Raw genomic sequence first — 25,419 nt, 5'->3', positions numbered from 1 at the left:
GCTAGTCTTCCCCCATGGCGGGTTGCCTGTTCTGTGCGATCGTGGCGGGGGATGTGCCCGCCTTCCGGGTGGCGGAAAGTCCTTCCTACCTGGCGTTCCTCGACATCCGCCCGGTGTTCAAGGGCCATGTCCTGGTGGTGCCGCGTCCGCACGTACCCCAGCTCACCGACCTTGACCTTGACCTTCTGCCGGGTTTCTTCACCTTTGTGCAGGAGGTCGCCGCCGCTGTTCCCGCCGCCCTCGGGGCACAGGGCACGTTCGTGGCGATGAACAACGTGGTGTCGCAGTCGGTGCCACATCTGCACGCACACGTCGTACCCCGGACAAAGGGTGACGGACTGCGCGGATTCTTCTGGCCGCGGACGAAGTACGCCTCCGACGACGAGGCTGTTTCCTACGCCGAACGCATTGGTAAGGAACTGGGTGACGGCGGCGTTACACCTGCCGGATGAAGGGAGTGACCGTGTTCCTACGGCACAAGAAGCTCGACCTGCCCACCGCTGAGACCGCCCTCCCCGGCCGACTGCTGGGGATGCCGGTGGCCGACAAGCACACCGAGCTGGGCACCCCGCTGAAGGGCCCGTGGCCCGAGGGCTACCAGGTCGCGGTCTTCGGGATGGGCTGCTTCTGGGGCGCGGAGCGGATCTTCTGGCGGCTGCCCGGCGTGTACTCCACGTCGGCCGGCTACGCCGGTGGCATCACGCCGAACCCGACCTACGAGGAGACCTGTTCCGGGCAAACCGGACACGCCGAGGTCGTCCAGGTGGTCTACGACCCGGCCAAGATCACCTACGAGCGCTTGCTGAAGGAGTTCTGGGAGAACCACAACCCGACCCAGGGCATGAGGCAGGGCAACGACACGGGTACGCAATACCGCTCGGCCATCTACACCACCACCGACGACCAGGCGCGCGTCGCACAGGCATCCCTGGAAGCCTTCCAGCCAGTGGTGACGGCGGCCGGCCACGGCCAGATCACCACCGAAATCGAGCCGCTGAACACCTACTACTACGCCGAGGACTACCACCAGCAGTACCTTTCAACTGACAAAAACCCCGGCGGCTACTGCAACCACGGCCCCAACGGCATGACCTGCCCAATCGGGGTCGCCGAGACGGGCGTCTGAGACGCGGTCGCCACGCCGGGGTCGACCGGCGTGGCGATGCCATCCGCACCCTTGGCGATGCACGACACAAGGTAATACAGTCTGTCTTATGACCACGATTACGTTTCGCGCTGACGATGACGTTGATCGAGCGCTTGCCGACCTCACTTCCACCGACCGGGACCGCTCGCAGGTGATTCGTGAGGCCATCCTCGCTGCTTGGCGGCTCCGCCAGGCGGAACAGCTTCGCGCCGAGGCCGCGGCGGTGGCGAATGACCCCGACGATGTCGCCGAGGCACGGGCAGTCCTCGCCGACATGGGGGAACTCCGTGCGTGGTGACGTCCATGAGCTGAAAGCGGCTCGGGATGCCCGGGGCCATGAGCAACGCGGCAACCGGTTCGCCGTCGTCGTGCAGTCGGACCTGCTGCCGCTGTCCACGCTGCTGGTCGCTCCGACCTCGACCAGTGCCCGGCCGACCAGTTTCCGGCCCGAGATCGAGGTCAACGGCAAGACGACCTACGTGCTAGCCGAGCAGACTGTCGCTGTTCAGCCCGAGCGGCTCGGTAGCGTCGTCGCCCATCTGACGCACGACGAGATCACCGCCGTTGCCAAAGCTCTCCGCACCGTTCTCGACCTCTGAGTTCGGATCGACACCGGGCACACATCGTCAGCCCTGTCCCCAACGGCTTGACCTGCCCAATCGGGGTCGCTGAGGTCGGCTGACGCACACCCGAGTGCCTCCGGTCGCGCCGGGGGCACTCGCACAAACGGGGACGCTAAGCCGTTGTCGCGGATGCGAGAACGAGGACCGGCCGCCTTCAGCCATCCGCGCTCGTCCCGCGCTCTACGTTGAGTATCTGAGGGGTTACCGGCGTCTATCAACCGAGCTTCAGTAGAAGCTCGGTCAGTTCGGTCGGCACGGTGATCATGCAGTCGTGCCCGCTGGTCAGCTCCCACACTGTCGCCGGGGCGGCAACCGGCCGCCGCTCGAAGCCCACCGGATCGCTGCCGATGCAGTGGATATGGGTCTGCGAGATCGCGTGGACCGCCGGGTTGTCCAGCCGGGCCGGCTGTAGCAGGCAGAGCACCGGCTGGTCCGACAGCATCGTGCGCAGCCAGGCGACGTCCGCCGGATCGGTGATTCCGAACAGGCCGAAGGGTGCCGGGAACTCGGGCATCGGCGGGATCCGCCACGGTGCGGCGGAAGTCGCGGCGCTGTCGATGAGCGTCTGGGTGACCGGCATGACGTCGACTGCGGTCTCTCCGTCGACCGGCACCATCGCGTCGAGGTAGACCAGCTCGGCGATTCGCTCCGGCAGCCGGTTCGCCACCGATGAGATCACCATCCCGGCGTAGCTGTGGCCCACCAGGATCACCTCGGTGAGATCCTCCTCGAGGATGAGCCCGGCGACGTCGTCGACGTGCGTCTCCAGCCCGACATCCGGGCCGAGCAGGTCCCGCTTGTCACCGTATCCGGTCAGCGAGGGAGCGAGGACCCGGTGCCCGGCCGCCTCCAGCAGCGGTACCACCCGGTCCCAGCTGCGCCCGCTGTGCCAGGCGCCGTGTACGAGCAGGTAAGTGGACATGGTTGTGCCTCATGCGCTTTCGTGGGTTCTGAATCGTTACTCGGTACCTTTGGGTAACCGCGCTTACGATCATCGGACGCCCACGACCGTCGCGCAATCAGGCACATTCGCGTGCCCCGGTTCTCTGGAGGTAACCATGACCACGCCGACAAGCCCGCCGAACCGCAAGGACGGCTGCCGGGCCATCATGGGCGACAAGTGGGCCATCCTGATCGTGTCCGACCTCGGCGCCGGCCCGCGCCGCTTCACCGAGCTCAAACGCGGCATCGGCGGCATCAGTCAGCGCATGCTCACCGTCACCTTGCGCAGCCTGGAACGCGACGGCCTGGTCACCCGCACCGTCCACAACGTCATGCCGCCCAATATCAGCTACGGGCTCACCCCGATGGGACGCTCGCTGCTCGAAGCAGCCACCCCGTTGCTGGAATGGGGCAACGGCCACCTGCCCCGGATCAACGCCGCCCGCGCCGCGTACGACGACCGCTCCGCCACCGCCCGATGACCCATGGTGCGGGAACTTCAAATCTGTACAGACTTCGCGCCAGTTACTGCCTACGCTCGGGGCCGCTAGGCCGCTCTGCGCACCGGTCTCAGCCTCTGGCGGCGGTCTGACCGCTTTCTCACAACTGGTCGCGATACTCGGCCGAGGAGCTTTCCCCGCCCGAGAGGACCAGGCTGTGGCAACCAAACGTGGGCTCGTGACGGTCGTCGCGGTGCTTCTCGCCGTGCTCGCCGGCGGCTCGGGGTGCTCGCCGGAGCCGGCCACGACCGCCGCCCCTCGGGTGGCGACGTTGGCCAGCCCGAGCACCGGCCCGGCGGCGTCACCGTCGGTCGCACCCTCGGAACGGCCCCGCTACCGGCTCGACACCACCCGCGAGGAGGAAGCGGTTCTGCTGCGGCCGTACTACAAGTGCCTCAAGGACAAGTCCGGCTTCGATTGGGAGCACATGACCGAGAAGCCGCCGCCGGCCTCGATGAAGAAGATGGGCGACATCAAGCAGGCCTGTTCGGCCGAGTTGCCGCTGCCGGCCTGGGAAGAGGACCCGGCCAACCCGGAGGCCAAGGACTTCGCGCACGACGTGGTCGCCTGCCTGAAACGCAGGGGCGCCAACAACGTCCACGTCGGCGAGGACGGAATCGGGCTCGAGTACGACGGCGGGTACGAGAAGCGGGACACGATCCGCACGACGATGGACATGGTGCCGGACTGTCAGCGTGAGGTCGCGGCCACGAAGAAGGACTGACCTGGTGATCCAGGAGACAGCCCGGGGCGCCGGTCGTCTGCGACGATCTGGGCATGTCGGCGCTGGATCTGGTACGGCTGGAAGACATCGAAAAGGCCCGTGACCTGCTGTCGGGGGTGATCGTGCGGACCCCGATGGAGGAGTCCCGGCCGCTGACCACGCTGCTGGGTGTGCCCACGTTCCTCAAGTGCGAGAACCAGCAGCGGGCCGGGTCGTACAAGGTTCGCGGCGCGTACACCCGGATCTCGGGTCTGAGCGAGGCCGAACGGTCGCGTGGGGTGGTCGCGGCCAGCGCCGGCAACCACGCCCAGGGGGTCGCGCTGGCGGCGGGGCTGGTCGGCACGCGGGCCACCGTGTTCATGCCCGAGGGGGCGCCGCTGCCCAAGGTCACGGCGACCAAGGGGTACGGCGCGGCCATCGAGTACGCCGGCCACACGGTCGACGACGCGCTGGTGGCGGCGAAGGCGTTCGCCGAGCTCACGGGGGCCGTGCTGATCCATCCGTTCGACCATCCGGACGTGATCGCCGGGCAGGGGACGGTCGGCCTGGAGATCCTCGAGCAGTGCCCGGAGGTCCGGACGATCATCACCGCGGTCGGTGGCGGCGGGCTGGTCTCGGGGGTGGCGGTGGCGGCCAAGGCGCTGCGGCCGGACATCCGGGTCGTCGGGGTGCAGGCGGCGGGCGCGGCCTCGTACCCGCCGTCGCTGGCCGCCGGCGCGCCGCGGAGGCTGCCCGCCTCCGACACGATCGCCGACGGCATCGCCGTGCTGCAGCCCGGCGAGCTGACCTTCGCCCACGTCAGCGAACTGGTCGACGAGATCGTCACGGTCACCGACGACGACCTGTCGGCGGCCCTGCTGATGCTGCTGGAGCGACACAAGATGGTGGTCGAGCCGGCCGGTGCGGCCGCGGTCGCCGCTCTGCGTACGCACAGACCGGAGTCACCGGGCCCGGTGGTGGCGATCCTCTCCGGCGGCAACATCGACCCGATGCTGCTGCTCCGCGTGATCGAGCACGGTCTCGCCGCCGGTGGCCGCTTCCTGCGGCTGTCGGTCCGCTGCGGCGATCAGCCGGGCGAGCTGGCCGGCGTCCTCACCAAGATCGCCCAGCACCGGGCCAACGTGGTCGACGTCGAACACTCCCGGCAGAACCCGCGGCTGGCGTTCGGCCAGGTCGAGGTGGCCCTGTCGGTCGAGACGCGCGGCCCCGACCACTCGAAGACGGTGATCGGGGCGCTGCGGGACAGCGGCTACCAGGTGACGATCCTTCCCGGCCAGCACCCCGCCACCACCTTCGCGGTGCCGTAGCGAAAAAGATCAGCGGGGGCTGTGGACCTTGTCGACCTTGACGGTGAGCAGGACCCGCTGCTGCGGGCCGGCGCCGAAGCCCGGGTAGGGGCGGCCGAGGTACTTCTGGGACAGCTCGTCGATGTTCTCGCGGGCGCCGTCGGTCGTGGCGGCCACGACAGTCCCCCGCAACGCCCAATACCGGGAGGGCGCGGCCGGGTCGGCGATGCCGAGGGCGATCCGCGGATCGCGCTTGATGTTGCGGGTCTTCTGGTGGGTGTCCACGGTGTTGATGAGCACGTGCTCGCCGTCGGTGCCGGCCCAGGTCTGTGAGATCTGCGGGGATCCGTCGGGCATGAGCGTGGTGACGAAGCAGATCGCCTTGGTGTTGAGCACGTCGAGCAGGGTGTCAGGCAGAGTCATGGGGGGCTGGTCCTTATTTCCGCTGGTCGTTGTCGAGACGGCTGATGACCGTCGGGTCCGGTGGGTCGCCGGTCCGGTCGGCGTGCCGCAGGCCGGTCAGGGCCCCGGCGCCACAGCTGCGGGGCGAAGTCGCGGATGGCGTCCATGACGCTGCCGACCATGACGTGGGCGGCGGCGAAGCCGGCGGGGTGGTGCCGGCCGCTTCGGGGGCGGAGTGCACCCCGGGCCGGCGCGGGAACGACCCGCGCCGGCCGGACGAGATCGCTGTCAGCCGCCGTAGGGCTCGGCCTTGACCACCGTGACCTTGATGTCGGCGCCACTGGGCGCGGTGTAGGTCACGGTCTGGCCCTCGGACGCGCCGAGGATCGCGGTGCCCAGCGCCGACTCGGGGCTGTACACGGTCAGGTCGGTGGTCGACGCGATCTCTCGCGAGCCGAGCAGGAAGGTCTCGGTGTCGCTCTGGTCGTCGTCGAAGTAGATGGTCACGACACTGCCCGGTGCCACGTTGCCCGCGCTCGGCGCCTCGCCGACCTCGGCGGTGCGGAGCAGCTCTTTGAGGTAGAGGATCCGGCCCTCGGCCTTGCCCTGCTCCTCACGGGCGGCGTGGTAACCGCCGTTCTCCCGGAGGTCACCCTCCTCACGACGGGCGTTGATCTCGGCCGCGATGGCGGGTCGGGCGGCGATCGCCTCGTCGAGCTCGGCCTGCAACCGGTCGTAAGCCTCCTGCGAGAGCCAGGTCTTCGAGGCCTCTGAACTGGACACGGTCGATCTCCTCGTTGTGGCAGAATCGGGTGTGGTGGGCAACGGAACGTAGCGAATCCCCAACTCTACCAGCGTCACGCCCAGCGGGCTCAGCTCGATGCGGCGCACCGGAGGACGTCGCCGTGCGACGCCCGAGCCCTGGTCGGAACGTCTTCCTTGGCCTGGATGGCGGCCGTTTCCCCCGGGTTGGTGACCCGCACCTCACGCTTACCGACCTCGGCCCCGTCGTATTGCCGGGCGCGCAGCACACACGTCGCGGTGCCGCCGGCCGGGACGCGAACCTCGAACTCGATGGTCAGCCGGGTGTCCGAGTCGTTGCTCCAGCCGACGACCCGCGACTCGTAGTCGGTCTGCCCGTACCGGCCGTAGAGCTCGACCGTCAGCAGCACCGAGCCCACCAGGATCAAGACCAGGAACGCGATGGGTACGATGCGCCGGCGCATCCCGGGCGCGCGGCGATGGCCGTACCGACCGGGCGGGAACACCGGAGCTGTGGCGCGCGTCTCGCTCACCTGGGATGCCTCTCGGACGTTTTCTGTCGTAGCCATCGGCCAGAATGGCAGTGTTCATTCTTCCAGTTCACTTCCGGCGTCCGGTCTGAAGGGTCTTTTGCAGTGGCGGAGCAGTTGCGGTTGATGGCGGTGCACGCGCACCCCGACGACGAGTCGAGCAAGGGCGCGGCGACGATGGCGCGCTATGTCGCCGAGGGCGTCGACGTGCACGTGGCGACGTGCACGGGTGGCGAACGCGGCAGCGTGCTCAACCCGAAGATGGACCGGCCCGAGGTGCTGGCCGACATCACCAACATCCGCCGCGCCGAGATGGACAAGGCTCGCGCGATCCTCGGCGTCAAACAAGACTGGCTCGGCTTCATCGACTCCGGCCTGCCCGAGGGCGACCCGCTGCCGCCGCTGCCCGAGGGCTGCTTCGGCCTGCAGGAACCCAAAGAGGCGGCACTGCCGCTGGTCAAGCTGATCCGTTCGTTCCGTCCGCACGTCATGACGACCTACGACGAGAACGGTGGCTATCCGCACCCCGACCACATCATGTGCCACAAGATCTCGGTGGTGGCCTTCGACCTGGCCGGCGACCCCGAGGCCTACCCCGAGCTGGGCGAGCCGTGGCAGCCGCTGAAGCTGTACTACAACTCCGGCTGGACCAAGGCACGCATGCTCGCGCTGCACGAGGGCATGATCGAGCAGGGCATCGAGTCGCCCTACGCCGAGATGCTCGAGAAGTGGAAGGACCGCGACGACCGCGGCGACAAGATCACCACGCGGATCGAGTGCGGAGAGTATTTCGGCGTACGCGATGACGCGCTGCGTGCCCACGCCACCCAGGTCGACCCCGACGGTTTCTGGTTCAAGGTGCCACTCGAGCTCCAGCAAAAGGTGTGGCCGACCGAGGACTTCGAGCTGGCCCGGTCGCTGGTCGACAGCCCGGCGCCGGAATCCGATCTGTTCGCCGGCATCCGGGGCACTGAGTTCGCCGCTCGGTAACGGGGTTACTCTCAGTACGTGGACTTCGAGGCGGTCAACAACTTCGGCGACACCCGTGAGGGCGGCCTGGCCGGCCCCATGGGTCTGTTCATCATCGTGCTGCTGTCCATAGCGACTGTTCTGCTGATTCGCAACATGAACAAGCGCTTGCGTCGGCTTCCCGACAGTTTCGACAACGTCGATGCATCGAAGCGGGACGCCGGCAAGGTCGACTCGACGTCCCGCGAGCCCGGCGACGACGACGTCGAAACGGCGCCGTCCGTCGACAATGATCGATCAGATTCGACCACCGTCGAGACAGAACCGCAGGTCAGCGGGGTCGATGGGCAAGATCGACCGACCGCCGAGGGCGGCAACGCAAAGTAACCCGGCCCGGCCCGGCGCCCGTCCACAGTGGTCGGACAGGCGCCATGGATGGACGTCACCCTCCGTTACACAGAGGAGATCGACGATCACATTCCGCCGACCCCTGTTCTCTTCCCGTGGATTGGCTTAGCCTTCCGCCGGGGGCTTGAATGCCCTCGGGACCCTGTGCGGAAGGGGGCGCCGATGTCGACGACTTTCCGCCCGCCGCTTCCTCCACTGCAGATGCACGTGCATCCGCCAGTGCCGATGTTGATCAGCGCTCCTTCGCTGGTGGTGCAGGGGGACCGATGGTGACGTCTACCCTGACCAATACGGCCCCGGCCCCCGATCGGTTCGGTCTGGCCGGCCGCCCGCGACAGGTGCTCGCGCTGTACGCGACAGTCCTGGCCGCCGCGATCGCGCTCATCACCGGCGGGCTGCTCATCCCCGGCCCGGTGCCCGGCGATGCTCCACTGTCGGTATTCGGCGGACTCGGCGTGGCCGCGGCCGTCGTCGCCGGCGGACAACTCGCCCGGCTCCGCTTCCGGCTCGGCCGCGGCACGGTCAGCGTGTCGTGGGGCGAGGCGGCTTTCATCATCGGCTCCGCGCTGGTGCCACCCGGCTGGCTGCCGCTGGCCACCTTCGCCGGCGCCGCCGGGGCGTGGCTGCTCATCTCCTGGCTCAGCGACCACCGCTCGATCGCCGACATCGTCCACCTGGCCGCCTCGCTCACCGTCGGCGCCGCCGGCGCGGCCGCGGTGTCCACGCTGGTCGGGGCCGGGTCCGGGGCCGGCGACACCCGATGGCTGGCCGGCATGGTGGCGGGCGCCTGCGCGTACCTCGTCATCACCCTCGGCCTGGCCACCCTCACCCTGGCCCTGCATCGCGACGCGTCGGCCGGCCAGATCCTCGGCCGCGCGCTCAACGCCAAGATCCCGATGCTGGTCGGCAACGTGCTGATCGCCCTGCTCGGCCTCTGGGTGCTGCTCCGCGAGCCGCTCTGGCTGCTCGCCTTCCCCCCGGCGTTGTGGCTGCTCCAGCGCACCTACCGGCACCACCTGGTGGCCGAGGAGGAGCGTCGGGTGTGGGCCGCCTTCGCCAAGGCCACCGCCGCGCTGCCCGGCGTCGTCGAGGCCGACGTGGTCACCGCCGGGCTGAGCGGGGCGATGGACGTGTTCGGTGCCCGTCGGGTCGAGATCGAGCTACGGCGGCCCGGCGGCGGGCTGCGGCGCTACTACGAGGACGCCCCCGGTCAGGATGTCGCCGCCTCGGGCCTGCCCGGCCCGGTGATCACCCGGACCATGACGGTCGCCGGCACGACGGTCGGCGAGCTGACGGTCTGGCTGTCCGAGCCGACCCTGCCCGTGACCCGGGACGAACTGGCGGTCTCGGCGTACGGGGACGCGCTGGCCGGCGCCCTGCACGACGCCGCCTCGCACGAACGCCTGGTCCAGCTCGAAGCGCGGGTCGCCCGCGACGACGTACAGGACCAGCTCACCGGCCTGCTCAACCGGTCGGCGCTGCTCGGCGACGGCGACCGGGCCCTGCGCGCCGTCGCCCGCGAACGGCACGTCGGCCTGATGCTGGTCGACCTGCGCCGCTTCCGCGAGGTCAACGACACCCTCGGCCACCGCTCCGGCGACGAGGTGCTCACCGTCATCGCCCAGCGGATCACCGACCTGGCCCGCGACGGCGAACTGGTGGCCCGGATCGGCGACGACGAGTTCGCCGTGCTGATGCCGGCCGTGCTGGCGCTCACCGACTCGGCGTCCCGCCTGCAGGAGGCACCCAACCCGCTGCCACAGGTGGTCCGCCGGGCGCGCGACCTGGCCGAGCAGATCGCCCGGCCGATGGAGGTGGCGAGCGTACGCCTGTCGGTGGAGGCCAGCGTCGGCGTCGTCGTCAGCCGGGCCGGCCTCGGCGACGCGGCCGAGCTGATCCGCCGCGCCGGCCTGGCCCTGCAGCACGCCAAGGACCTCGGCCTCACCGTCGGCACCTACGACAGCGCCCGCGACCTGGGCTCGACCGACCGCCTCGCGCTGCTGGCCGAACTCCGCGACGCCCTCGAGGTCACCGACCAGATCGTGCTGGCCCTGCAGCCGGCCGTCGATCTCGAGACCGGCGCACCCACCGGCGTCGAGGCACTGACCCGCTGGAAGCACCCGCGCCGAGGGCAGCTCTCCCCCGGCGAATTCATCCCGATGGTCGAGCGCAGCGAACTGCTGGGCGCCTTCACCCGCTACGTCCTCGACCGTTCCCTGGCCGCCGCCGCGAGCTGGGCCCGGGCCGGCTTCGACCTGCCCGTGTCGGTCAACATCTCGGCCCGCAGCCTGCTCGACCCGACCCTGCCGGCCCAGGTCGCCGACCTGCTGCGCCGAAACCACACCCCGCCCGACCAACTGGTACTGGAAATCACCGAGTCGGTCGCGGTCAGCGACCTGGAGATCGTCGACGAGGTGCTGGCCGGCCTGCGCGACACCGGGGTCCAGCTGTCCGTCGACGACTTCGGCACCGGCTACTCGTCGCTGACCTTCCTGACCCGCGTCTGCGTCGACGAACTCAAGGTCGACCGCTCCTTCGTCGACGGCATGATCGACTCCCCCGCGGCCGAGGCGGCGGTACGCGGCGCCGTCGAACTGGGCGGCCGCCTCGGCGCCCGGGTCGTCGCCGAGGGCGTCGAGACAGCCGAGCAGCGGGTGGCCCTGATCGAGCTCGGCTGCACGGTGGCCCAGGGCTACCACTTCTGCCAGCCCCTCCCCGACGACAAGATCGTCTACGCCCTCCGCCAACTGGCCGAAGCCGCCCCCGCCAAGATCGTCCCCCTCCGCGCCGACGACGCCAGCTAGTCATAACCCGCCCGTTCGGCACCGCGGCCTGCCCCTTTCGGCTCCCGCCCAGCCCCGGCCGCCGTCTCCAAGCCGGCCCGCCCGGAGCTCAAGCAGCATCCGCTGGCGTGCTCGCGGTGGTGGGGGGTGGGCTGTGGGGCGTACACACGGAAGGGTTTGACCCTTGCGGGTGGAAAAGATCGACATGTGCGGACATTGACATGAGACTGGGAGAAACGGCACGGACTACCGGGAGGTGCGTTATGCCCGGGTATCACACCGATGACGAGCGGGTCGCCTGGGCGATCGCTGAATCGCTGCTGGAGAAGGCGCGCGCGATGATGCGGCAGGCCGAAAACGCTCTGGACACCTTCAAAAAGGGCAAAGAACTCAACCGACAACAATGCGCACGGCGTGGGATAAATGAGACCGACGCCGAGATCCGCTGGGCGTCCAGTGCGCGGGCGCAGAACGCGCTGTCCGACAACAGCTTCCACACCGGCCTTGCCACGATGTACTTCGGGGCCGCCAACGCCTACTACGCGCGGGCCCTCTACCTGCACAGCCGCAGCGACCTATCGGTATAGAAAGCACCGCTCCGACCGGGGCGGCGGTCGGAGCGGTGCCTGTCGTGACCTCGGGGCCGCCCGGCTCGCACGGGGGACGGCCGGACGACCCCGAGGGGTCTGAGTCCAAGGATGCGAGCGGTTCCTGTGATTCCGCTGAGGGTCCGCAACTGATCGACTGAGAAATTGGGACAGGCTGGGTTGGCGGGTGCTCAGCGGGCAACATGGACAGAATGCAGATCAGCACGGAGACCGAGCGCAAGTACGACGTGCCCGCGGGTTTCGTGCTGCCGGACCTTCCGGGGGCCGGGGGCGGGGCGACGCACGAGCTCGACGCGACCTACTTCGACACCGCCGACCTGAGACTGGCCCAACATCAGCGCACACTGCGCCGGCGCACCGGTGGCGGGGATGCCGGCTGGCATCTGAAGACGCCGGGCGACGGCTCGTCGCGCACCGAGCACCGGATGCCGCTCGGTGAAGCCGACGAGGTGCCCGCCGACCTGCTCAAAGAGGTCCGGGCGCTGGTTCGCGACACCCCACTGCGGCCGGTCGCGCGCCTGCGCACCCGTCGGCTCGAGACGCCCGTACGCGACGACAAGGGCCGCACTCGCGCGCTGATCGCGCAGGACACGGTGACCGCGGAGACCGACGGGGTGGCTCAGACCTGGCAGGAGGTCGAGGTCGAGCTGACCGAGCGGGGCGACGCCAAGCTCCTCGACGAGATGGAACGCCTGCTGCTCAAGGCCGGCGCCTCGCCCGCCAGCGGCCCGTCCAAGCTGGCCCGGGCGTTGGGCGGCAGGCTCGACAACAAGACGCCGGCCCGCAAGAAGACCAGGTCGAACCCGGTTCTCGCGTACGTTCGGGAGCAACGCGAAGCCATCCTGGAGCACGATCCGGGGGTCCGCCGCGGCGACGCCGAGGCCGTGCACAAGATGCGCGTCGGCACCCGCCGCCTGCGCAGCACCCTCAAGACGTGGCGCCGCTCGTTTCCGCCCGAGGCCGTCGAGTCGCTCAAGGCCGACCTGAAGTGGCTGGCCGGATCACTCGGCGAGGTCCGCGACGGCCAGGTGCTGGAGGGCAAGCTGCTGGCCGCCGTGGAGGCCGAGGGTGACGAGTTCGCGCCGGTCGCCGACCGGGTCCGCGAGCACCTCGAGGCCAAGGTGCGGGCGGGCCGGGCCCAGCTCGACCAGGACCTCGACGGCGAGCGCTACTTCCGGCTGCTGGACGCGATCGACGAGCTGATCGCCGGGTGGGACGGCGGTGAGTCAAAACCGATTCGGCGGGTACGCAAGGAGCTCGACAAGGCCGACCGGCTGCTCGACGAGGCGACGCTGAAGGGCCAGGACGAGCCGCTGCACGAGGCCCGCAAGAAGTACAAGCAGGCCCGGTACGCGGTCGAGGTGTTCGCCCCGGGCGCCGGCAAGCCGGGCCAGGCGCTGGTCAAGCGGCTGACCGAGCTGCAGGACGTGCTCGGCGCGCATCAGGACTCGGTGGTGGCCCGGGAGATCCTGCACGACCTGGCCGGCGGTTCGGCCGACGGGTTCCCGTACGGCGTGCTGTGGGCCAGGCAGCAGCAGGTCGGCTACGACACCCTGGGCGAACTGCCGCTCGTGACCCAAGCCTCCCGCAAGCGGAGCCTGCGTTCCTGGCTGGGGTAGGCCTGGTCCCACCTTCGCATGCGCGGCGCTGGCATGGAGGCGAATGTGTGACCAGGGCTAGTTAACCTGTGGGACACCTGCCGTAGGGCGTGGCTTTGCCGTCGCTGGGTAGGAAATCGATATGCAGGCGGAACAGCAGAACCACAACGGGACCGAGGTTCCGGACGACGGGACCACGCCGCCGTACGACGGGCCGGTCAAGGCCCTCGGCGGCTACCGGGTCGCGGACGACGACGATGACGACCCGGTGCTGCTCAACGCGGATGGCACCCCGGTCGACACCTGGCGCGAGGACTACCCGTACGACGAGCGCCTGGCCCGCCACGAGTACGACCACCACAAGCGCCTGCTCCAGATCGAGCTGCTGAAGCTGCAGAACTGGTTCAAGGAGACCGGCGAGCGTCTGGTGATCCTCTTCGAGGGCCGGGACGCGGCCGGCAAGGGCGGCACGATCAAGCGTTTCATGGAACACCTCAACCCCCGCGGCGCGTCGGTGGTGGCCCTGGCCAAGCCGAGCGAACGCGAGAGCACCCAGTGGTACTTCCAGCGCTACATCAACCACCTGCCCGCCGCCGGTGAGATCGTGATGTTCGACCGGTCCTGGTACAACCGGGCCGGCGTCGAGCGGGTGATGGGCTTCTGCACCCGTCAGGAATACCTGGAGTTCATGCGGCAGGCCCCGGAGTTGGAGCGGATGCTCGTCCGCTCGGGCATCAACCTGGTCAAGTTCTGGTTCTCGGTGGCGCAGGGGGAGCAACGGACCCGGTTCGCGATCCGGCAGGTCGATCCCGTACGCCAATGGAAGCTCTCCCCCATGGATCTCGCCTCGCTCGACAAGTGGGACGACTACACCGAGGCCAAGGAGGCGATGTTCTTCTACACCGACACCGCCGACGCCCCGTGGACCGTGGTCAAGAGCAATGACAAGAAGCGCGCCCGTCTGGAGGCGATGCGGCATGTGCTGAGCCGCTTCGACTACGACGACAAGGACGAAGAGGTCGTCGGCCGCCCCGACCCGCACCTGGTCGGCCCGGCCTCGATGGCCGTCGAGGGCGGCGACATGTCCCCCCGCGCATTCCCCCGGCTTTAGTGACTTTAAAGGCGTTGTCGGCGGGCCTCCTTGATGGTTAACGTGGCGGTACACGTGAAGGGAGGTGGTCCGAAGTTGTATAGCAACGGGACTCGTGAGGTGGCTGTCCGTTAGCCGCTGTCCTTGACAGCTTCGTTTGGCTGCTCTCCTGGCAGCCCTGTAGTGCGTCGAGACCGTGTGGCAGCGGTGCGGCGAATCCAAGACAGCCACCCGACCCCTGGGGATCCGGCCTAGTCCGACCGGACCACGCTGCGGCGTGGAAGTCCCCAGGGGTCGCTTCATTTGTGGGGTTCCTGATGCGCGAGCTGGTCGTCCTCGGCACCGCCAGCCAGGTGCCGACCCGGTACCGCAACCACAACGGGTACGTGCTGCGCTGGGACGACGAGACGATCCTGTTCGACCCGGGCGAAGGCACCCAGCGGCAGATGCTGCACGCCGGCCTGGCCGTCACCCCGCTCACCCGGATCTGCGTCACCCACTTCCACGGCGACCACAGCCTCGGCCTGCCCGGCGTCATCCAGCGGATCTCGCTGGACCGCGTGCCGCACCCGGTGGCCGTGCACTTCCCGGCCGGCGGCCAGGTGTTCTTCGACCGGCTGCGGCACGCCACCAGCTTCTGGGATCAGGCCGACCTGGCGGTCGAGCCGGTCGGCGCGGGCTTCTCGACCGAGACCAGAGCGGGGCGGCTCACGGCGCTGCCCCTGCGGCACGTCATCGACACGTACGGGTACCGCCTGGAAGAACCGGACTCCCGGCGGATGATCCCGGCGCTGCTGGACGCGTTCAACATCCGCGGCCCGGCCGTCGGCGAGCTGCAGCGCACCGGCCGGCTCGGCGCCGTGCGGCTGGCCGACGTGAGTGCGCCCCGCCCCGGGCAGCGGTTCGCGTTCATCATGGACACCGGGCTGTGCGACGCCGTCTACGAGCTCGCCGAAGGCGTCGACCTGCTGGTCATCGAGTCGACCTTCCTGGCCGAGGATGCCGGGCTGGCGGCGCAGGTCGGCCACCTCACCGCCGGGCAGGCCGGTGCGGTGGCCCGGGAGGCCGGCGTCCGTACCCTCGTCCTGACGCACTTCTCCCAGCGCTACACCGACCCGGCGGCGTTCCGGGCCGAGGCCGCCGAGCAGTTCGACGGCACGATCGTGGTGGCCGAGGATCTGATGCGCGTCCCCGTCCCGCCCCGGCTACCGTCGACGGATGACCGTGCAGCTGCGAGCCGGACGGAACTCTGACCTGGCCGGGGTCGGCGACCTCCACTTCCGTTCCCGGGCCGACGCCTACCGCGACATCCTGCGCCCGTCCACCCTGGAGTTCGGCGGGGATGGCCGGCTGGGCGAGTGGTGGACCGAACGCTGGAAGTGGGAGCAGCCCACCCACCGCCTGACCGTGGCCACGAACGGCGACGAGTTGATCGGTTTCACCTATCTGGGCCCGTCCCCCGACGACGTGACCGAGCTGTACGCCATCCACGTCGACCCCGCCCACATCGGCACCGGCGTCGGCCGCCTCCTGATGGCCGACGCCCTGCCCCACCTGGCCCCCCGTGCCGTCCTCTGGGTCCTCCCCGGCAACGTCCGCGCACGCCGCTTCTACGAAAGGGCCGGCTGGCACCCCGACGGCGAGACCCGCGCCGAAAAAATGGGCGACGAAAACGTCGACCACATCCGCTACTCCTGGCCCACCACCCCCTGACCACGAGCCCACCCCGCAACACACCCGCCCCGCGCGCCCACGCCCGCGAATCCGGCACGCCTTCGCGACGGGGTGGGTAGCCACGACACGGCACCGGCGTCCGGCACGCGTTCGCGATGCTCGGCACCGGACTCGTCGCTCCGGCCGCCTTTGCTCTGAGCACAAATATGCATCGCTCCCGCATACCAGCGGTATCTGGCTGATGCGTATTTGTGCTCAGAGCAAAGCGCGCGGGTGGGACTATGGCGAGCCTGCGCGGGGTGAGCGTGCGTCCGACGGCGCTCGGAACGGACTACGGCGAGCCTGCACGAGGTGAGCGCGCGTCCGACGGCGCTCGGGACGAAGGCGGTGACGCCGAGCACGCCACACACGACGGGGTTGACAGCGAGCGCCGGCCGGCGGGCACGCGCGCTGGGCGGCACCCCGAGAGTGGTAGCCCAGGGCGGTATCCGCGGAGCGGATAGCGTCCTGGGCTACCACTGGGGTCTGGGCGCAACCACTTACGCACGTGGAGCGAAGCGACCCTCGGCGGGAGCAGCGGTCAGCACCACCCACCCCGCTACGACCGGATCTTGATCTGGAACTTTGCATCGAATCCTGCGGATATGGTGGCGGGGGCGCGTGACGTGAATGCGGGGGAACCTAATCACGCGTCCCCGCCACCCATTGCCCGCCCAAACCGGGGGTTGCGCCTGGCCGGAGGCGCGGACCGGCGGAGGCGTGCCGGTCATCCGTTGTGGGCGGGTCTGGGGTGCGGGAAGCCGTTGTGCTGGCGGGGCACAACGGCTTCACCGCCGTTGGACGAGGTCCCGGGCGTTTGCCGGGGGACGGTCAAGCGTTCCTCGGGGCGCTCGTCCGCGGACTCTGCTGTGGAGTTGGGGTCAGATGAAGGCACCTCGGTTGCGGCGGCGCCGGGTGTCGTCGAGGCCGGGCATGGCACGGATGCTGTTCAGGTCGTGACGCACGGTCCACGCCTCACGCCACGGGCGGCGGGACGCGGTGGCCGCGCGTTCGGCCAGGCGGCGCGGTGCGCACGGCCACTGCCATCCACACCAGACACACGTGCCGTCCGGATCGGGCTGCCTGTGTCGGCCGAGCATCTCCTGCGCGTCGTGCCAGAGGAGGCGGTCCACCACATCGGCCGGTGCGAGCTCAGTCTGGTCGGCAGTGACCATCCTTCCCCCTCCGTCTTCGGCGACTTCCGTCACGACACATACAACGCCCGCGGTCACCCGACGCAGCGGACTTTCTGTGCGATTGTCACGACGCACCGTGACTGCACGTTGTTCGCCGTGGGCGTAGGCGCAGGTGGGATGGGGTGTGGCGGCGTGGTTGTTTTCCAGGCATGGACGCACTCGACGCCTACAGCCGCGTGGTGACCGAGGTCGCCACCAGCCTCCTGCCGTCCGTCGCCGCGCTGTCCGTGCGTACGCCTCGCGGAGGCGGCGCCGGATCCGCGGTCACCTTCACCGACGACGGCTTCCTGCTCACCAACGCTCACGTGGTCGGCGGCGGCAGCGGCGGGACAGCCGCCTTCGCCGACGGCACCGAATCCCGCTTCGACGTGGCCGGCGCGGATCCCCTCTCCGACCTGGCGGTGGTGCGGGTGCAGCATCCGGGCGCACCCGCCGCCCCGCTCGGCGACGCCGACCAGCTGCGCATCGGCCAGCTGGTGGTGGCCGTCGGCAACCCGATGGGCCTGGCCGGCTCGGTGACCGCCGGCGTGGTCTCCGGCCTGGGCCGGTCGCTGCCCGCCCGGGACGGCCGCCGCATGCGGGTCATCGACAATGTCATCCAGACCGACGCCGCTCTCAACCCGGGCAATTCGGGTGGGGCGCTCGCCGATTCGAGCGGCCAGGTGGTGGGGGTCAACACCGCGGTCGCCGGGTACGGGCTGGGCCTCGCCGTCCCGATCAACGAACCGACCCGGCACATCATCGGCGAGCTGGTCGCCCACGGACGGGTGCGCCGGGCCTGGCTCGGGGTGGCCGGCGCGCCGACACCGCTGCCGCCGCCGATCGCCGAGCGCCTCGGGCAGAAGTACGGCCTTCGCGTGGTCGAGGTGGTGCCGGGCAGCCCGGCCGGGGTGGCCGGGATCTACCTGGGCGACGTACTGATCACCGCGGGCGGCCGTCCGACCGCGACGGTGCAGGCGTTGCAGCGGCTGATGCTGGGGCCGGCGATCGGGGTCGAGTTGCCGATCACGGTGCTGCGGCGCAACGCGTTCGTCGACGTGATCGCCGTGCCCCAGGAACTGCGCTGAGCGCGGCGGCTCAGCCGGCCAGGCCGATCTGGCCGAGGAAGGTCCGCACGTCGAGGTAGACGTGCTTCTCGACGATCTTGCCGTTCCGCCACTTGGCCGCGGTGGAGATCGGAACCGAGAACGCCTTGCCGGTCGGCGGGATGAAGCCGCCCTTCCCGTCCGGCATGGGCCGGGTAAAGGTGCCCTCGAAGACGCCGCTGACCTGGGTCAGGTCGCCGGAGGCGAAGCTCAGCACGTGCTTGGAGATGCGGGCGTCGGGTGCGTAGACCGAGTACGACTCGAGCTCCTTCAGGTGCGCGGCGAGACCGCGGGTGATGCTGCCGTCGGGCTGGTAGACGACGATGTTGGCGGCGTGGCTCTCCTTGACCCGGCTCCAGTCGTGGCCGTTGAAGACGACGAAGTCGTACACGTCGAACTTCCGCAGATTGGACGAGGCCGCGTGGGCGAACGGGGCTCTTTCCGCGGCCGGGGCGGCGCCGCCACTGGCGGCGGTCAGGGCACCGGTGGCGACGAGCGGCAGGACCAGCATGGCGGCGGCTTTGCGAACGGTGAACATGGTCAACTCCTGAAGTTGTAGCAACAACCTTTTCCGCGTCAGACGCTACCGACGCGGATAAGGTTGCCGCAACAGATACTTCCATGGAATGGAGTTGGCCATGCCACTCGAACACCGCACCCGGACGGGAATAAAACCGGTCAGGCGACGTGCGCGAGAAGGTCCTGCCTGGTCAGTACGCCGGCCGGCTTACCGTCGATGAGGACCATGGCGGCGTCGGCGTTCTCCAGCAGGGCGACCGCCTCGGCCACCGGCTGACCACCGCCGATCATCGGCAACGGGGCACCCATGTGCCGTTCGATGGTGTCGTGCAAGTGGGCCTGACCGGTGAAGATCGCGTCGAGCAGCGCCTTCTCGGCGATCGAACCGGCCACCTCACCGGTCACCACCGGCGGCTCGGCCTTGAGCACCGGGAGCTGGCTGATGCCGTACTCCCGCATGTAGTCGATCGCGTCCCGCACCGTCTCGGTCGGATGGACATGCACCAGCGGCGGCATCGACCCACCCTTGCCGGCCAGCATGTCGGCCACCGTGGGCGCGCCCTCCGACGTGTGCAGGAAGCCGTACCGGGCCATCCAGTCATCGTTGAAGATCTTGGAGAGGTAACCGCGGCCGCCGTCCGGCAACAACACGACCACCACGTCGTCCGGGCCGGCCCGGCGCGCCACCTCGAGCGCCGCCACCACAGCCATGCCGCACGAGCCACCGACCAGCAGCCCCTCCTCGCGGGCGAGGCGGCGGGTCATCTCGAACGAGTCCGAGTCGGACACCTCGACGACTTCATCGCAGACCTCACGGTCGTACGTCTCCGGCCAGAAGTCCTCACCGACCCCCTCGACCAGGTACGGCCGGCCGGTCCCGCCCGAATAGACCGACCCCTCCGGATCGGCGCCGACCACCCGCACGCCGCCCTGTTCCTTCAGATAGCGGCCCACACCGGAGATCGTGCCGCCGGTACCCACCCCGGCCACGAAGTGCGTGATCTTGCCGGCGGTCTGGTCCCACAGCTCCGGCCCCGTCTCCTCGTAATGCGAGCGCGGGTTGGCCGGATTGCTGTACTGATCGGGCTTCCACGCGCCCGGAATCTCCCGGGCCAGCCGATCGGACACGTTGTAGTAGGAGCGCGGATCCTCCGGCGCCACCGCGGTCGGGCAGACCACCACCTCGGCGCCGTACGCCCGCAGCACGTTCTGCTTGTCCTCGCTGACCTTGTCCGGGCAGACGAAGACACAGCGGTAGCCACGCAACTGAGCCACCAGAGCCAGGCCGACCCCGGTGTTGCCGCTGGTCGGCTCGACGATCGTGCCGCCCGGCCCGAGGATGCCCGCCTTCTCGGCGTCCTCCACCATCCGCAGCGCGATCCGGTCCTTGACCGAGCCGCCGGGGTTGAAATATTCCACCTTGGCCAGCACCGTGGCCGCGATGCCCTCGGTCACGCTGCGAAGGCGGACAAGAGGCGTATTGCCGATCAGTTCGACGACGTTGTCGTAGTAGCGCACACCTCAGACTACGACGACGCGATCACGTTCCTTCTCCCACTCCAGGAAGCGCTCGGTCTCGGCCAGCATCGCACCGGCCAGCCAGGCGACCATCACGGCGTCGTCGGCCAGGCCGACGACGAGCAGGGCCGCCTCCGGGATGAAGTCGAACGGCGACACGACGTACGCGGTGGCCGCGGCCATCGCCGCGACCCGCCAGCCGCCGTCGTAGTCACCCTTGGCACTTGCCTTGATCATGCGGGGCAGCGCGGCGACGCGCTTGCCCAGAGACGGACCGCCGCGCGAGCCGCGCAGGAGGGCCCGCCCGAGAGCGTTGAACGCCGAGGCGCGCTTGAGCGTTTTGGCCATACTCTCTTCCTTTCCCCGATTCCACCAATATGACTCCCGCGCGCCAGCTGTTACTAGACAGCGAAGAGTCGTACCCGCGAGTTAGCTTGGGACTGTGGAGGGGATCAACTGGGTCCGCGCCGGGCGCGTAGCGGGCGGAGTGGCAGGTGGTGTCGCGGGGGCGGCGGGCCTCTCGCTGGCCGTGCTCCTGCACCAGGCCGCGGACGCGCGGCGGATCATCCCGATGGCCGAAGCGCCACCCCCACGCGGTGACGGTGTGTACGGACCCAAGTTCCCCGGCAAGCCCCTGAGCATGGTCATCCTCGGCGACTCGTCGGCCGCCGGTTACGGAGTGCATCGCCCGCGCGAGACGCCGGGCGCGCTGCTGGCCACCGGGGTGTCCCGGCGGCTCCGCCGGCCGGTCCGCCTGCACCGGGTCGCTGTCGTCGGCGCCATGTCGGCTGGTCTTCCCTACCAGGTGGATGCCGCCCTGGAGTACGCGCCGGAAGTCGCCGTCATCCTCATCGGCGGCAACGACGTCACCCACGCCGGCGCCTTCGGATCCGCGGCCAAACACCTCGGCGACGCCGTCCGGCGGCTGCGCGCCGCCGGCTGCAAGGTCGTCGTCGGCACCTGCCCCGACATCGGCGCCATCCAGCCGATCAAGCGACCGCTGCGCTGGCTGGCCCGGCACTGGAGCCGCCAGCTAGCCGCCATCCAGACCGTCGCCGTGGTCGAGGCCGGTGGCAGCACCGTCTCCATCGGCGACCTGCTCGGGCGGCAGTTCGAGGCCGACCCCGTGCGAATGTTCGGCTCCGACCACTTCCATCCTTCGGTCGAGGGGTACGCCCGAGCCGCCGCCGTGATCATGCCAACCTTGCTGGCCGTGCTCGGCGAGGACGACCGCGTCCCGCCCAGCGGCGTCGAGGGCGTGCGCAGCCTCGAACAGGCCGCGCAGGAGGCCGTCCGGGCGGCCGGCACCGAGGTCAGCCCGACCAAGGTCAACGGGCGGGCTCGCGGGCCGGCCGGGTTGTGGGCCGAGTTGCGCCGCCACCCGTGGTTCGGCGAGCAGCGGTTCTGGTTCACCCACCGCGCGGCGCGCCCGGTCGAGGCGGCGGGTGTCGCGGCGTTCGCGGGCGGCGTGCTCTCCGGGGGCGTGGCGGGCTCGGCCGGTGGCCCTGGCGGTGCAGGCAGCTCTGGCAGTGTGGACAGCCCTGGCGGCGTGGACAGCCCTGGCGGCGCGAGCAGCTCTGGCAGCACGGCCAGCCCTGGCAGCACGAGCGGCACCGGCGGTGGGAGTGCGTCGCACGGGGCTGACGGCTCGGGCTCGGAGCACGGCGGGGGTGACACAGGCACGCGGCCCGGCACACGCGACGCGGGCGCGGGACCCGGTGCGGGCGGCGCGAGGTCGGAGGGCGGCGCAACCTCGGGGGCGTCTGGAGCGTCTACCGGAGGGGCGGTTCCGAGCGGCCGTTCGTCGGCTGCGGCCGTAGGCTGGACACCGGAAGGGGGCCAGGCATGACGACGGGTTGGACGGGCCGCATCGGCAAGGCGGCGGCGACCACGCTGATCGCGAGCGCGGTGGGCAGCGTCGCGTTGCTGGCGGGCGAGGCGATCGCCGCCAAGGGACGCCGCTACGCCAAACCGACCATGGGCCTCGCGCTCCGGACGTCGATGGGGCCCGCCCACGCGCCCAAGCTGCGGCTGGTCCTGTTGGGCGACTCGGCCGCGATCGGCGTCGGCGTCGAGTGGCTGTCCGAGACGGTCGGCGGCCAACTCGCCCGGATGCTGGCCGAGGGCTCCTCCGACACCGGCGAGCGCCACGTGCTGCTGTCCAGCGTCGGCGTGGCCGGCTCCCGCTCCACCGACCTGGCCACCCAGGTCGCCCGCGCCCTGCTCGGCGACCGGCCCGATGTGGCGGTCGTGCTGATCGGCGCCAACGACGCGGCCGGTCTGCGCGTCCCCGAGGAGGCGGCCGACCACCTGGGCGCCGCCGTCCGCCGGCTGCGCGACGCCGGCGTCGAGGTCGTCGTCGGCACCTGCCCCGACCTGGGCGCGGTGCGTTCGATCGCCCAGCCGCTGCGCCAGGTGGCCGCACTGCTCGGCCGCCGCATGGCCAAGGCCCAGGCCCGAGCCGTGACCGAGGCGGGCGGCGTGGTCGTCGAGTTGGGCCGCGAGACGGGCGCCGTCTTCCGCGCCGACGCCGGCACGCTCTGCTATGACGGCTTCCACCCCTCCGCCGACGGCTACCGCGTCTGGGCCCACGCCCTCTACCCCGCCGTAGAGGAAGCCGCCCTAGCCGCCGCCGTCTGACTCCCCCGCTCCGCCCCGGGCTACCACTGGAGCGGGACCGGTCACGCGCGGGTTTTTTTGGGGGTGACCACTTACGCAGGTGGAGCGAAGCGACCCTCGGCGTGAGCAGCGGTCTGCACCACCCACCCCGCTACGACCGCCCCTTGAAGTTGACCTTGAAGTTGAAGTTGATCCGCACGCTACCGGTGTGACGAAACCGGACTACCACACCAAGTTACCGCCGCGTAACCTAACCCACATGCCGGAAGCTGTCATCGTCGCCACCGCACGCTCACCGATCGGCCGCGCCGCCAAGGGCTCGCTCAAGGAGCTTCGCCCCGACGACCTGGCCACCACCATCGTCGACGCCGCGCTGAACAAGGTGCCGGGGCTCGACCGCACCCTCATCGAGGACCTCTACCTGGGCTGCGGCCTCCCGGGCGGCGAGCAGGGCTTCAACATGGCCCGGGTGGTGGCGACCAAGCTCGGCCTGGACGGGCTGCCCGGCGCGACGGTGACCCGCTACTGCTCCAGCTCGCTGCAGACCACTCGGATGGCGTTCCACGCGATCAAGGCCGGCGAGGGGGACATCTTCCTGTCGGCGGGGGTCGAGACGGTTTCCCGGTACGCCCGGGGCAACTCCGACGGCCTTCCCCCGGAGGCGCAGGCCCTGGTCGGCGGCGGCTGGGAGAATCCGGAGTTCGACGAGGCGCGGGCCCGCACGCGGGAGACGGCCGGCAGCGGCGGGGTGTGGCACGACCCCCGCGAGGACGGCAAGATTCCGGACATCTACGTCGCCATGGGCTACACGGCCGAAAACCTGGCCCAGGTCAAGAACGTCTCCCGGGCCGAGATGGACGAGTTCGGGGTGCGCAGCCAGAACCTGGCCGAGAAGGCGATCGCCGACGGCTTCTGGGAGCGCGAGATCACCCCGGTGACGCTGCCCGACGGCACGGTCGTCTCGGTCGACGACGGGCCCCGGCCGGGCGTGACCATGGAGGGTGTGGCCGGGTTGAAGCCGGTGTTCCGCCCGGACGGCCGGGTCACGGCCGGCAACTGCTGCCCGCTCAACGACGGCGCCGCCGCGGTCGTGATCATGAGTGACACGAAGGCCCGGGAGCTCGGCATCACTCCGCTGGCCCGGATCGTGTCGACCGGCGTGACCGCGCTGTCGCCCGAGATCATGGGGCTGGGCCCGGTCGAGGCGTCGAAGCAGGCCCTGTCCCGGGCCGGCATGACCATCGGCGACGTCGACCTGGTCGAGATCAACGAGGCGTTCGCCGCGCAGGTCATCCCCTCCTACCGCGACCTGGGCATCCCGCTCGAGAAGCTGAACGTGAACGGCGGCGCGATCGCGGTCGGCCACCCGTTCGGCATGACCGGCGCCCGCATCACCGGCACGCTGATCAATTCGCTCGACTGGCACGACAAGAGCATCGGCCTGGAGACCATGTGCGTGGGCGGCGGCCAGGGCATGGCGATGGTCATCGAGCGGCTCAGCTGAATTCGACATCCAGATCAAGGGCTCGATGTCGTAGCTGGGTGGTGGGTACGGACCGTCGGATGATCCGGGTGAGGGGATATCCGTCGGCCGGATCCTCGCCTTGTGTTGGCGGGCCGTCGGTCCCGTACCCATCGCCGACGTTGCTGGGTCTGCGCCGTTCCCCGCCGAGCGGGACCGAATGCCGGGACAACAGGACCCCGACGTCGCACCTGATCAGGACGGACCGGTTCGACTCGACCTCGATGAGGGGCGTTTCCGTCGGTGTTCGGTCTGACTCCGCGTCATCTGCCGGCGGTTTCCGCTCGAGCCCCGCTCGCGGCGTCCGCCCCCTGGCCACACGGCAATCAGCGAGTCTGTCACCCTCGTCCCGGCCGACGATCAGGAAGAGCGCTGCGGCGGCGACGGTGGCGAGACCGGTGATGACGAGAATGATTCGTCCCATGCTCGATTCTGTGCGAACGGCCGGACCGACGCCCACCGACGACCGGCATGCACCGAATACGACTTATCCGGCAAGCAGGCGACGCGTCTCCTCCACCGCGGCCGTCGCCTCGCCGGGTACGCCGACGGCGCTCAGTTCGTCGGCGACCACGCGGAGCTGGTCGGGCAGGACCATGTCGTGCAGGCGCGGGACGGGGCGACGCGGCCGCTCCTCGGCGTCCGCACCCAGGTCGGCCAGCTGCTGCACCAGGGCGTAGACCGCGTCGCCGCGGGTGCCCGGTCCGTTGGCGGCGGGCGCGCGCCAGCGGTTCTCAGCCCAGTGGGCGACCTGGCTGATTAGGCGCTGCACGCCGGTGTCGAAGGCGGTCACCCGGGAAATGTACCGGGCCGGAACGAGACAGCGCCCGGGCCGTGGGGAGACGGCACGGGCGCTGCCGGCGGCCCGCGAATCG

At 70.1% G+C, this 25,419-nt stretch carries 27 protein-coding genes and 1 pseudogene; 19 read left to right on the top strand and 9 right to left on the bottom strand.

The window, feature by feature from the left end:
- Window positions 1-14: 14 nt before the first annotated feature.
- The 4 genes from ACGFIO_RS38260 to ACGFIO_RS38245 all read left to right on the top strand — a co-directional run bounded on the left by ACGFIO_RS38260 (window position 15) and on the right by ACGFIO_RS38245 (window position 1,746).
- Window positions 15-452, top strand: coding sequence for an HIT family protein (locus ACGFIO_RS38260; protein ID WP_392834615.1), 438 nt, complete (start codon window positions 15-17; stop codon window positions 450-452).
- Between the two features lie 11 nt (window positions 453-463).
- The gene (gene msrA, locus ACGFIO_RS38255) at window positions 464-1,126 is read left to right on the top strand and encodes a peptide-methionine (S)-S-oxide reductase MsrA (RefSeq protein WP_392834684.1); all 663 of its coding nucleotides are present in this window, start codon (window positions 464-466) and stop codon (window positions 1,124-1,126) included.
- Between the two features lie 88 nt (window positions 1,127-1,214).
- Window positions 1,215-1,445, top strand: coding sequence for a hypothetical protein (locus ACGFIO_RS38250; RefSeq protein ID WP_392834613.1), 231 nt, complete (start codon window positions 1,215-1,217; stop codon window positions 1,443-1,445).
- The gene (locus ACGFIO_RS38245) at window positions 1,435-1,746 is read left to right on the top strand and encodes a type II toxin-antitoxin system PemK/MazF family toxin (protein ID WP_392834612.1); all 312 of its coding nucleotides are present in this window, start codon (window positions 1,435-1,437) and stop codon (window positions 1,744-1,746) included. The genes ACGFIO_RS38250 and ACGFIO_RS38245 overlap by 11 nt, the downstream gene beginning before the upstream one ends.
- A gap of 238 nt (window positions 1,747-1,984) precedes the next feature.
- Here the strand turns inward: ACGFIO_RS38245 and ACGFIO_RS38240 are convergent, their stop codons facing one another.
- Entirely contained in the window at window positions 1,985-2,692 is a 708-nt protein-coding gene (locus ACGFIO_RS38240) for an alpha/beta fold hydrolase (protein WP_392834611.1), read from the bottom strand.
- Between the two features lie 136 nt (window positions 2,693-2,828).
- On the opposite strand from ACGFIO_RS38240, the gene ACGFIO_RS38235 reads away from it, so the two are divergent.
- The 3 genes from ACGFIO_RS38235 (at window position 2,829) to ilvA (ending at window position 5,243) form a co-directional block, all read left to right on the top strand.
- Complete coding sequence (locus ACGFIO_RS38235) at window positions 2,829-3,194, top strand: winged helix-turn-helix transcriptional regulator (protein ID WP_392834609.1); 366 nt, start codon at window positions 2,829-2,831, stop codon at window positions 3,192-3,194.
- A gap of 175 nt (window positions 3,195-3,369) precedes the next feature.
- A complete protein-coding gene (locus ACGFIO_RS38230) occupies window positions 3,370-3,936 on the top strand; it encodes a hypothetical protein (protein ID WP_392834607.1) in 567 nt (188 codons plus the stop codon).
- A gap of 53 nt (window positions 3,937-3,989) precedes the next feature.
- The gene (gene ilvA / locus ACGFIO_RS38225; protein ID WP_392834605.1) at window positions 3,990-5,243 is read left to right on the top strand and encodes a threonine ammonia-lyase; all 1,254 of its coding nucleotides are present in this window, start codon (window positions 3,990-3,992) and stop codon (window positions 5,241-5,243) included.
- A 9-nt stretch (window positions 5,244-5,252) separates the two neighbouring features.
- Here ilvA and ACGFIO_RS38220 read toward each other — a convergent pair whose 3' ends face one another.
- The 3 genes from ACGFIO_RS38220 to ACGFIO_RS38210 all read right to left on the bottom strand — a co-directional run bounded on the left by ACGFIO_RS38220 (window position 5,253) and on the right by ACGFIO_RS38210 (window position 6,919).
- Window positions 5,253-5,645: a PPOX class F420-dependent oxidoreductase gene (locus ACGFIO_RS38220; protein ID WP_392834603.1), complete on the bottom strand. Its 393-nt coding sequence runs from the start codon at window positions 5,643-5,645 to the stop codon at window positions 5,253-5,255.
- Window positions 5,646-5,912: 267 nt separating this feature from the next.
- Complete coding sequence (gene greA / locus ACGFIO_RS38215; RefSeq protein WP_392834600.1) at window positions 5,913-6,407, bottom strand: transcription elongation factor GreA; 495 nt, start codon at window positions 6,405-6,407, stop codon at window positions 5,913-5,915.
- A gap of 89 nt (window positions 6,408-6,496) precedes the next feature.
- Window positions 6,497-6,919 carry a DUF4307 domain-containing protein gene (locus tag ACGFIO_RS38210; protein ID WP_392834599.1) on the bottom strand — a complete coding sequence of 141 codons (423 nt, stop codon included), beginning with the start codon at window positions 6,917-6,919 and terminating at the stop codon, window positions 6,497-6,499.
- Window positions 6,920-7,021: 102 nt separating this feature from the next.
- Here ACGFIO_RS38210 and mca point away from each other — a divergent pair, with 102 nt between their 5' ends.
- From mca to ACGFIO_RS38170, 8 genes are all read left to right on the top strand, one after another.
- Window positions 7,022-7,906: a mycothiol conjugate amidase Mca gene (gene mca, locus ACGFIO_RS38205; protein WP_392834597.1), complete on the top strand. Its 885-nt coding sequence runs from the start codon at window positions 7,022-7,024 to the stop codon at window positions 7,904-7,906.
- Window positions 7,907-7,984: 78 nt separating this feature from the next.
- Complete coding sequence (locus ACGFIO_RS38200; RefSeq protein ID WP_392834682.1) at window positions 7,985-8,272, top strand: hypothetical protein; 288 nt, start codon at window positions 7,985-7,987, stop codon at window positions 8,270-8,272.
- Window positions 8,273-8,559: 287 nt separating this feature from the next.
- On the top strand, window positions 8,560-11,097 hold the full coding sequence (locus tag ACGFIO_RS38195) for a putative bifunctional diguanylate cyclase/phosphodiesterase (RefSeq protein WP_392834594.1): 2,538 nt from the start codon (window positions 8,560-8,562) through the stop codon (window positions 11,095-11,097).
- Between the two features lie 242 nt (window positions 11,098-11,339).
- Entirely contained in the window at window positions 11,340-11,663 is a 324-nt protein-coding gene (locus ACGFIO_RS38190; RefSeq protein WP_392834592.1) for a hypothetical protein, read from the top strand.
- Window positions 11,664-11,875: 212 nt separating this feature from the next.
- Complete coding sequence (locus ACGFIO_RS38185; RefSeq protein WP_392834589.1) at window positions 11,876-13,303, top strand: CHAD domain-containing protein; 1,428 nt, start codon at window positions 11,876-11,878, stop codon at window positions 13,301-13,303.
- A gap of 121 nt (window positions 13,304-13,424) precedes the next feature.
- Window positions 13,425-14,393 carry a polyphosphate kinase 2 gene (gene ppk2 / locus ACGFIO_RS38180; RefSeq protein WP_392834587.1) on the top strand — a complete coding sequence of 323 codons (969 nt, stop codon included), beginning with the start codon at window positions 13,425-13,427 and terminating at the stop codon, window positions 14,391-14,393.
- 296 nt (window positions 14,394-14,689) lie between these two features.
- A complete protein-coding gene (locus tag ACGFIO_RS38175) occupies window positions 14,690-15,625 on the top strand; it encodes a ribonuclease Z (RefSeq protein ID WP_392834586.1) in 936 nt (311 codons plus the stop codon).
- Entirely contained in the window at window positions 15,591-16,085 is a 495-nt protein-coding gene (locus ACGFIO_RS38170; RefSeq protein WP_392834583.1) for a GNAT family N-acetyltransferase, read from the top strand. Before ACGFIO_RS38175 ends, ACGFIO_RS38170 begins: the two co-directional genes overlap by 35 nt.
- Window positions 16,086-16,966: 881 nt before the next feature.
- On the opposite strand, the gene ACGFIO_RS38165 is transcribed toward ACGFIO_RS38170, so the two are convergent.
- Window positions 16,967-17,260 (bottom strand): hypothetical protein, encoded by a 294-nt coding sequence (locus ACGFIO_RS38165; protein ID WP_392834580.1) that lies wholly within the window; start codon window positions 17,258-17,260, stop codon window positions 16,967-16,969.
- Window positions 17,261-17,430: 170 nt separating this feature from the next.
- On the opposite strand from ACGFIO_RS38165, the gene ACGFIO_RS38160 reads away from it, so the two are divergent.
- The gene (locus ACGFIO_RS38160; protein WP_392834577.1) at window positions 17,431-18,348 is read left to right on the top strand and encodes a S1C family serine protease; all 918 of its coding nucleotides are present in this window, start codon (window positions 17,431-17,433) and stop codon (window positions 18,346-18,348) included.
- Between the two features lie 10 nt (window positions 18,349-18,358).
- On the opposite strand, the gene ACGFIO_RS38155 is transcribed toward ACGFIO_RS38160, so the two are convergent.
- The 3 genes from ACGFIO_RS38155 to ACGFIO_RS38145 all read right to left on the bottom strand — a co-directional run bounded on the left by ACGFIO_RS38155 (window position 18,359) and on the right by ACGFIO_RS38145 (window position 20,751).
- Complete coding sequence (locus ACGFIO_RS38155; protein ID WP_392834575.1) at window positions 18,359-18,904, bottom strand: ester cyclase; 546 nt, start codon at window positions 18,902-18,904, stop codon at window positions 18,359-18,361.
- A gap of 140 nt (window positions 18,905-19,044) precedes the next feature.
- Complete coding sequence (locus ACGFIO_RS38150; protein WP_392834574.1) at window positions 19,045-20,403, bottom strand: cystathionine beta-synthase; 1,359 nt, start codon at window positions 20,401-20,403, stop codon at window positions 19,045-19,047.
- 3 nt (window positions 20,404-20,406) lie between these two features.
- Window positions 20,407-20,751, bottom strand: coding sequence for a YkvA family protein (locus ACGFIO_RS38145; protein WP_392834571.1), 345 nt, complete (start codon window positions 20,749-20,751; stop codon window positions 20,407-20,409).
- A gap of 94 nt (window positions 20,752-20,845) precedes the next feature.
- On the opposite strand from ACGFIO_RS38145, the pseudogene ACGFIO_RS38140 reads away from it, so the two are divergent.
- From ACGFIO_RS38140 to ACGFIO_RS38130, 3 genes and pseudogenes are all read left to right on the top strand, one after another.
- A pseudogene (locus ACGFIO_RS38140) lies at window positions 20,846-21,796 on the top strand (SGNH/GDSL hydrolase family protein); the annotation flags it as partial.
- A 452-nt stretch (window positions 21,797-22,248) separates the two neighbouring features.
- Complete coding sequence (locus tag ACGFIO_RS38135) at window positions 22,249-23,043, top strand: SGNH/GDSL hydrolase family protein (protein WP_392834569.1); 795 nt, start codon at window positions 22,249-22,251, stop codon at window positions 23,041-23,043.
- A 238-nt stretch (window positions 23,044-23,281) separates the two neighbouring features.
- Entirely contained in the window at window positions 23,282-24,526 is a 1,245-nt protein-coding gene (locus ACGFIO_RS38130; protein ID WP_392834567.1) for an acetyl-CoA C-acetyltransferase, read from the top strand.
- A gap of 505 nt (window positions 24,527-25,031) precedes the next feature.
- Here the strand turns inward: ACGFIO_RS38130 and ACGFIO_RS38125 are convergent.
- Complete coding sequence (locus ACGFIO_RS38125; RefSeq protein WP_392834564.1) at window positions 25,032-25,337, bottom strand: hypothetical protein; 306 nt, start codon at window positions 25,335-25,337, stop codon at window positions 25,032-25,034.
- Window positions 25,338-25,419 lie beyond the last annotated feature (82 nt).

Source organism: Actinoplanes sp. NPDC049265, from assembly GCF_043197135.1.
Lineage (GTDB): Bacteria > Actinomycetota > Actinomycetes > Mycobacteriales > Micromonosporaceae > Actinoplanes.
This window is presented reverse-complemented; position numbering and strand designations above follow the sequence as displayed.

Excerpts from the sequence above, each read along its gene's own strand:
- ACGFIO_RS38195 (WP_392834594.1), top strand. The coding sequence starts at position 8,560 with ATGGTGACGTCTACCCTGACCAATACGGCCCCGGCCCCCGATCGGTTC.
- ACGFIO_RS38235 (WP_392834609.1), top strand. The coding sequence starts at position 2,829 with ATGACCACGCCGACAAGCCCGCCGAACCGCAAGGACGGCTGCCGGGCC.
- ACGFIO_RS38170 (WP_392834583.1), top strand. The coding sequence starts at position 15,591 with ATGACCGTGCAGCTGCGAGCCGGACGGAACTCTGACCTGGCCGGGGTC.
- ACGFIO_RS38175 (WP_392834586.1), top strand. The coding sequence starts at position 14,690 with ATGCGCGAGCTGGTCGTCCTCGGCACCGCCAGCCAGGTGCCGACCCGG.
- ACGFIO_RS38240 (WP_392834611.1), bottom strand. The coding sequence starts at position 2,692 with ATGTCCACTTACCTGCTCGTACACGGCGCCTGGCACAGCGGGCGCAGC.
- ACGFIO_RS38130 (WP_392834567.1), top strand. The coding sequence starts at position 23,282 with ATGCCGGAAGCTGTCATCGTCGCCACCGCACGCTCACCGATCGGCCGC.
- ACGFIO_RS38145 (WP_392834571.1), bottom strand. The coding sequence starts at position 20,751 with ATGGCCAAAACGCTCAAGCGCGCCTCGGCGTTCAACGCTCTCGGGCGG.
- ACGFIO_RS38155 (WP_392834575.1), bottom strand. The coding sequence starts at position 18,904 with ATGTTCACCGTTCGCAAAGCCGCCGCCATGCTGGTCCTGCCGCTCGTC.
- ACGFIO_RS38250 (WP_392834613.1), top strand. The coding sequence starts at position 1,215 with ATGACCACGATTACGTTTCGCGCTGACGATGACGTTGATCGAGCGCTT.
- ppk2 (WP_392834587.1), top strand. The coding sequence starts at position 13,425 with ATGCAGGCGGAACAGCAGAACCACAACGGGACCGAGGTTCCGGACGAC.
- ACGFIO_RS38190 (WP_392834592.1), top strand. The coding sequence starts at position 11,340 with ATGCCCGGGTATCACACCGATGACGAGCGGGTCGCCTGGGCGATCGCT.
- ACGFIO_RS38260 (WP_392834615.1), top strand. The coding sequence starts at position 15 with ATGGCGGGTTGCCTGTTCTGTGCGATCGTGGCGGGGGATGTGCCCGCC.
- ACGFIO_RS38220 (WP_392834603.1), bottom strand. The coding sequence starts at position 5,645 with ATGACTCTGCCTGACACCCTGCTCGACGTGCTCAACACCAAGGCGATC.
- ACGFIO_RS38200 (WP_392834682.1), top strand. The coding sequence starts at position 7,985 with ATGGGTCTGTTCATCATCGTGCTGCTGTCCATAGCGACTGTTCTGCTG.
- ilvA (WP_392834605.1), top strand. The coding sequence starts at position 3,990 with ATGTCGGCGCTGGATCTGGTACGGCTGGAAGACATCGAAAAGGCCCGT.
- ACGFIO_RS38185 (WP_392834589.1), top strand. The coding sequence starts at position 11,876 with ATGCAGATCAGCACGGAGACCGAGCGCAAGTACGACGTGCCCGCGGGT.
- ACGFIO_RS38165 (WP_392834580.1), bottom strand. The coding sequence starts at position 17,260 with ATGGTCACTGCCGACCAGACTGAGCTCGCACCGGCCGATGTGGTGGAC.
- ACGFIO_RS38135 (WP_392834569.1), top strand. The coding sequence starts at position 22,249 with ATGACGACGGGTTGGACGGGCCGCATCGGCAAGGCGGCGGCGACCACG.
- ACGFIO_RS38160 (WP_392834577.1), top strand. The coding sequence starts at position 17,431 with ATGGACGCACTCGACGCCTACAGCCGCGTGGTGACCGAGGTCGCCACC.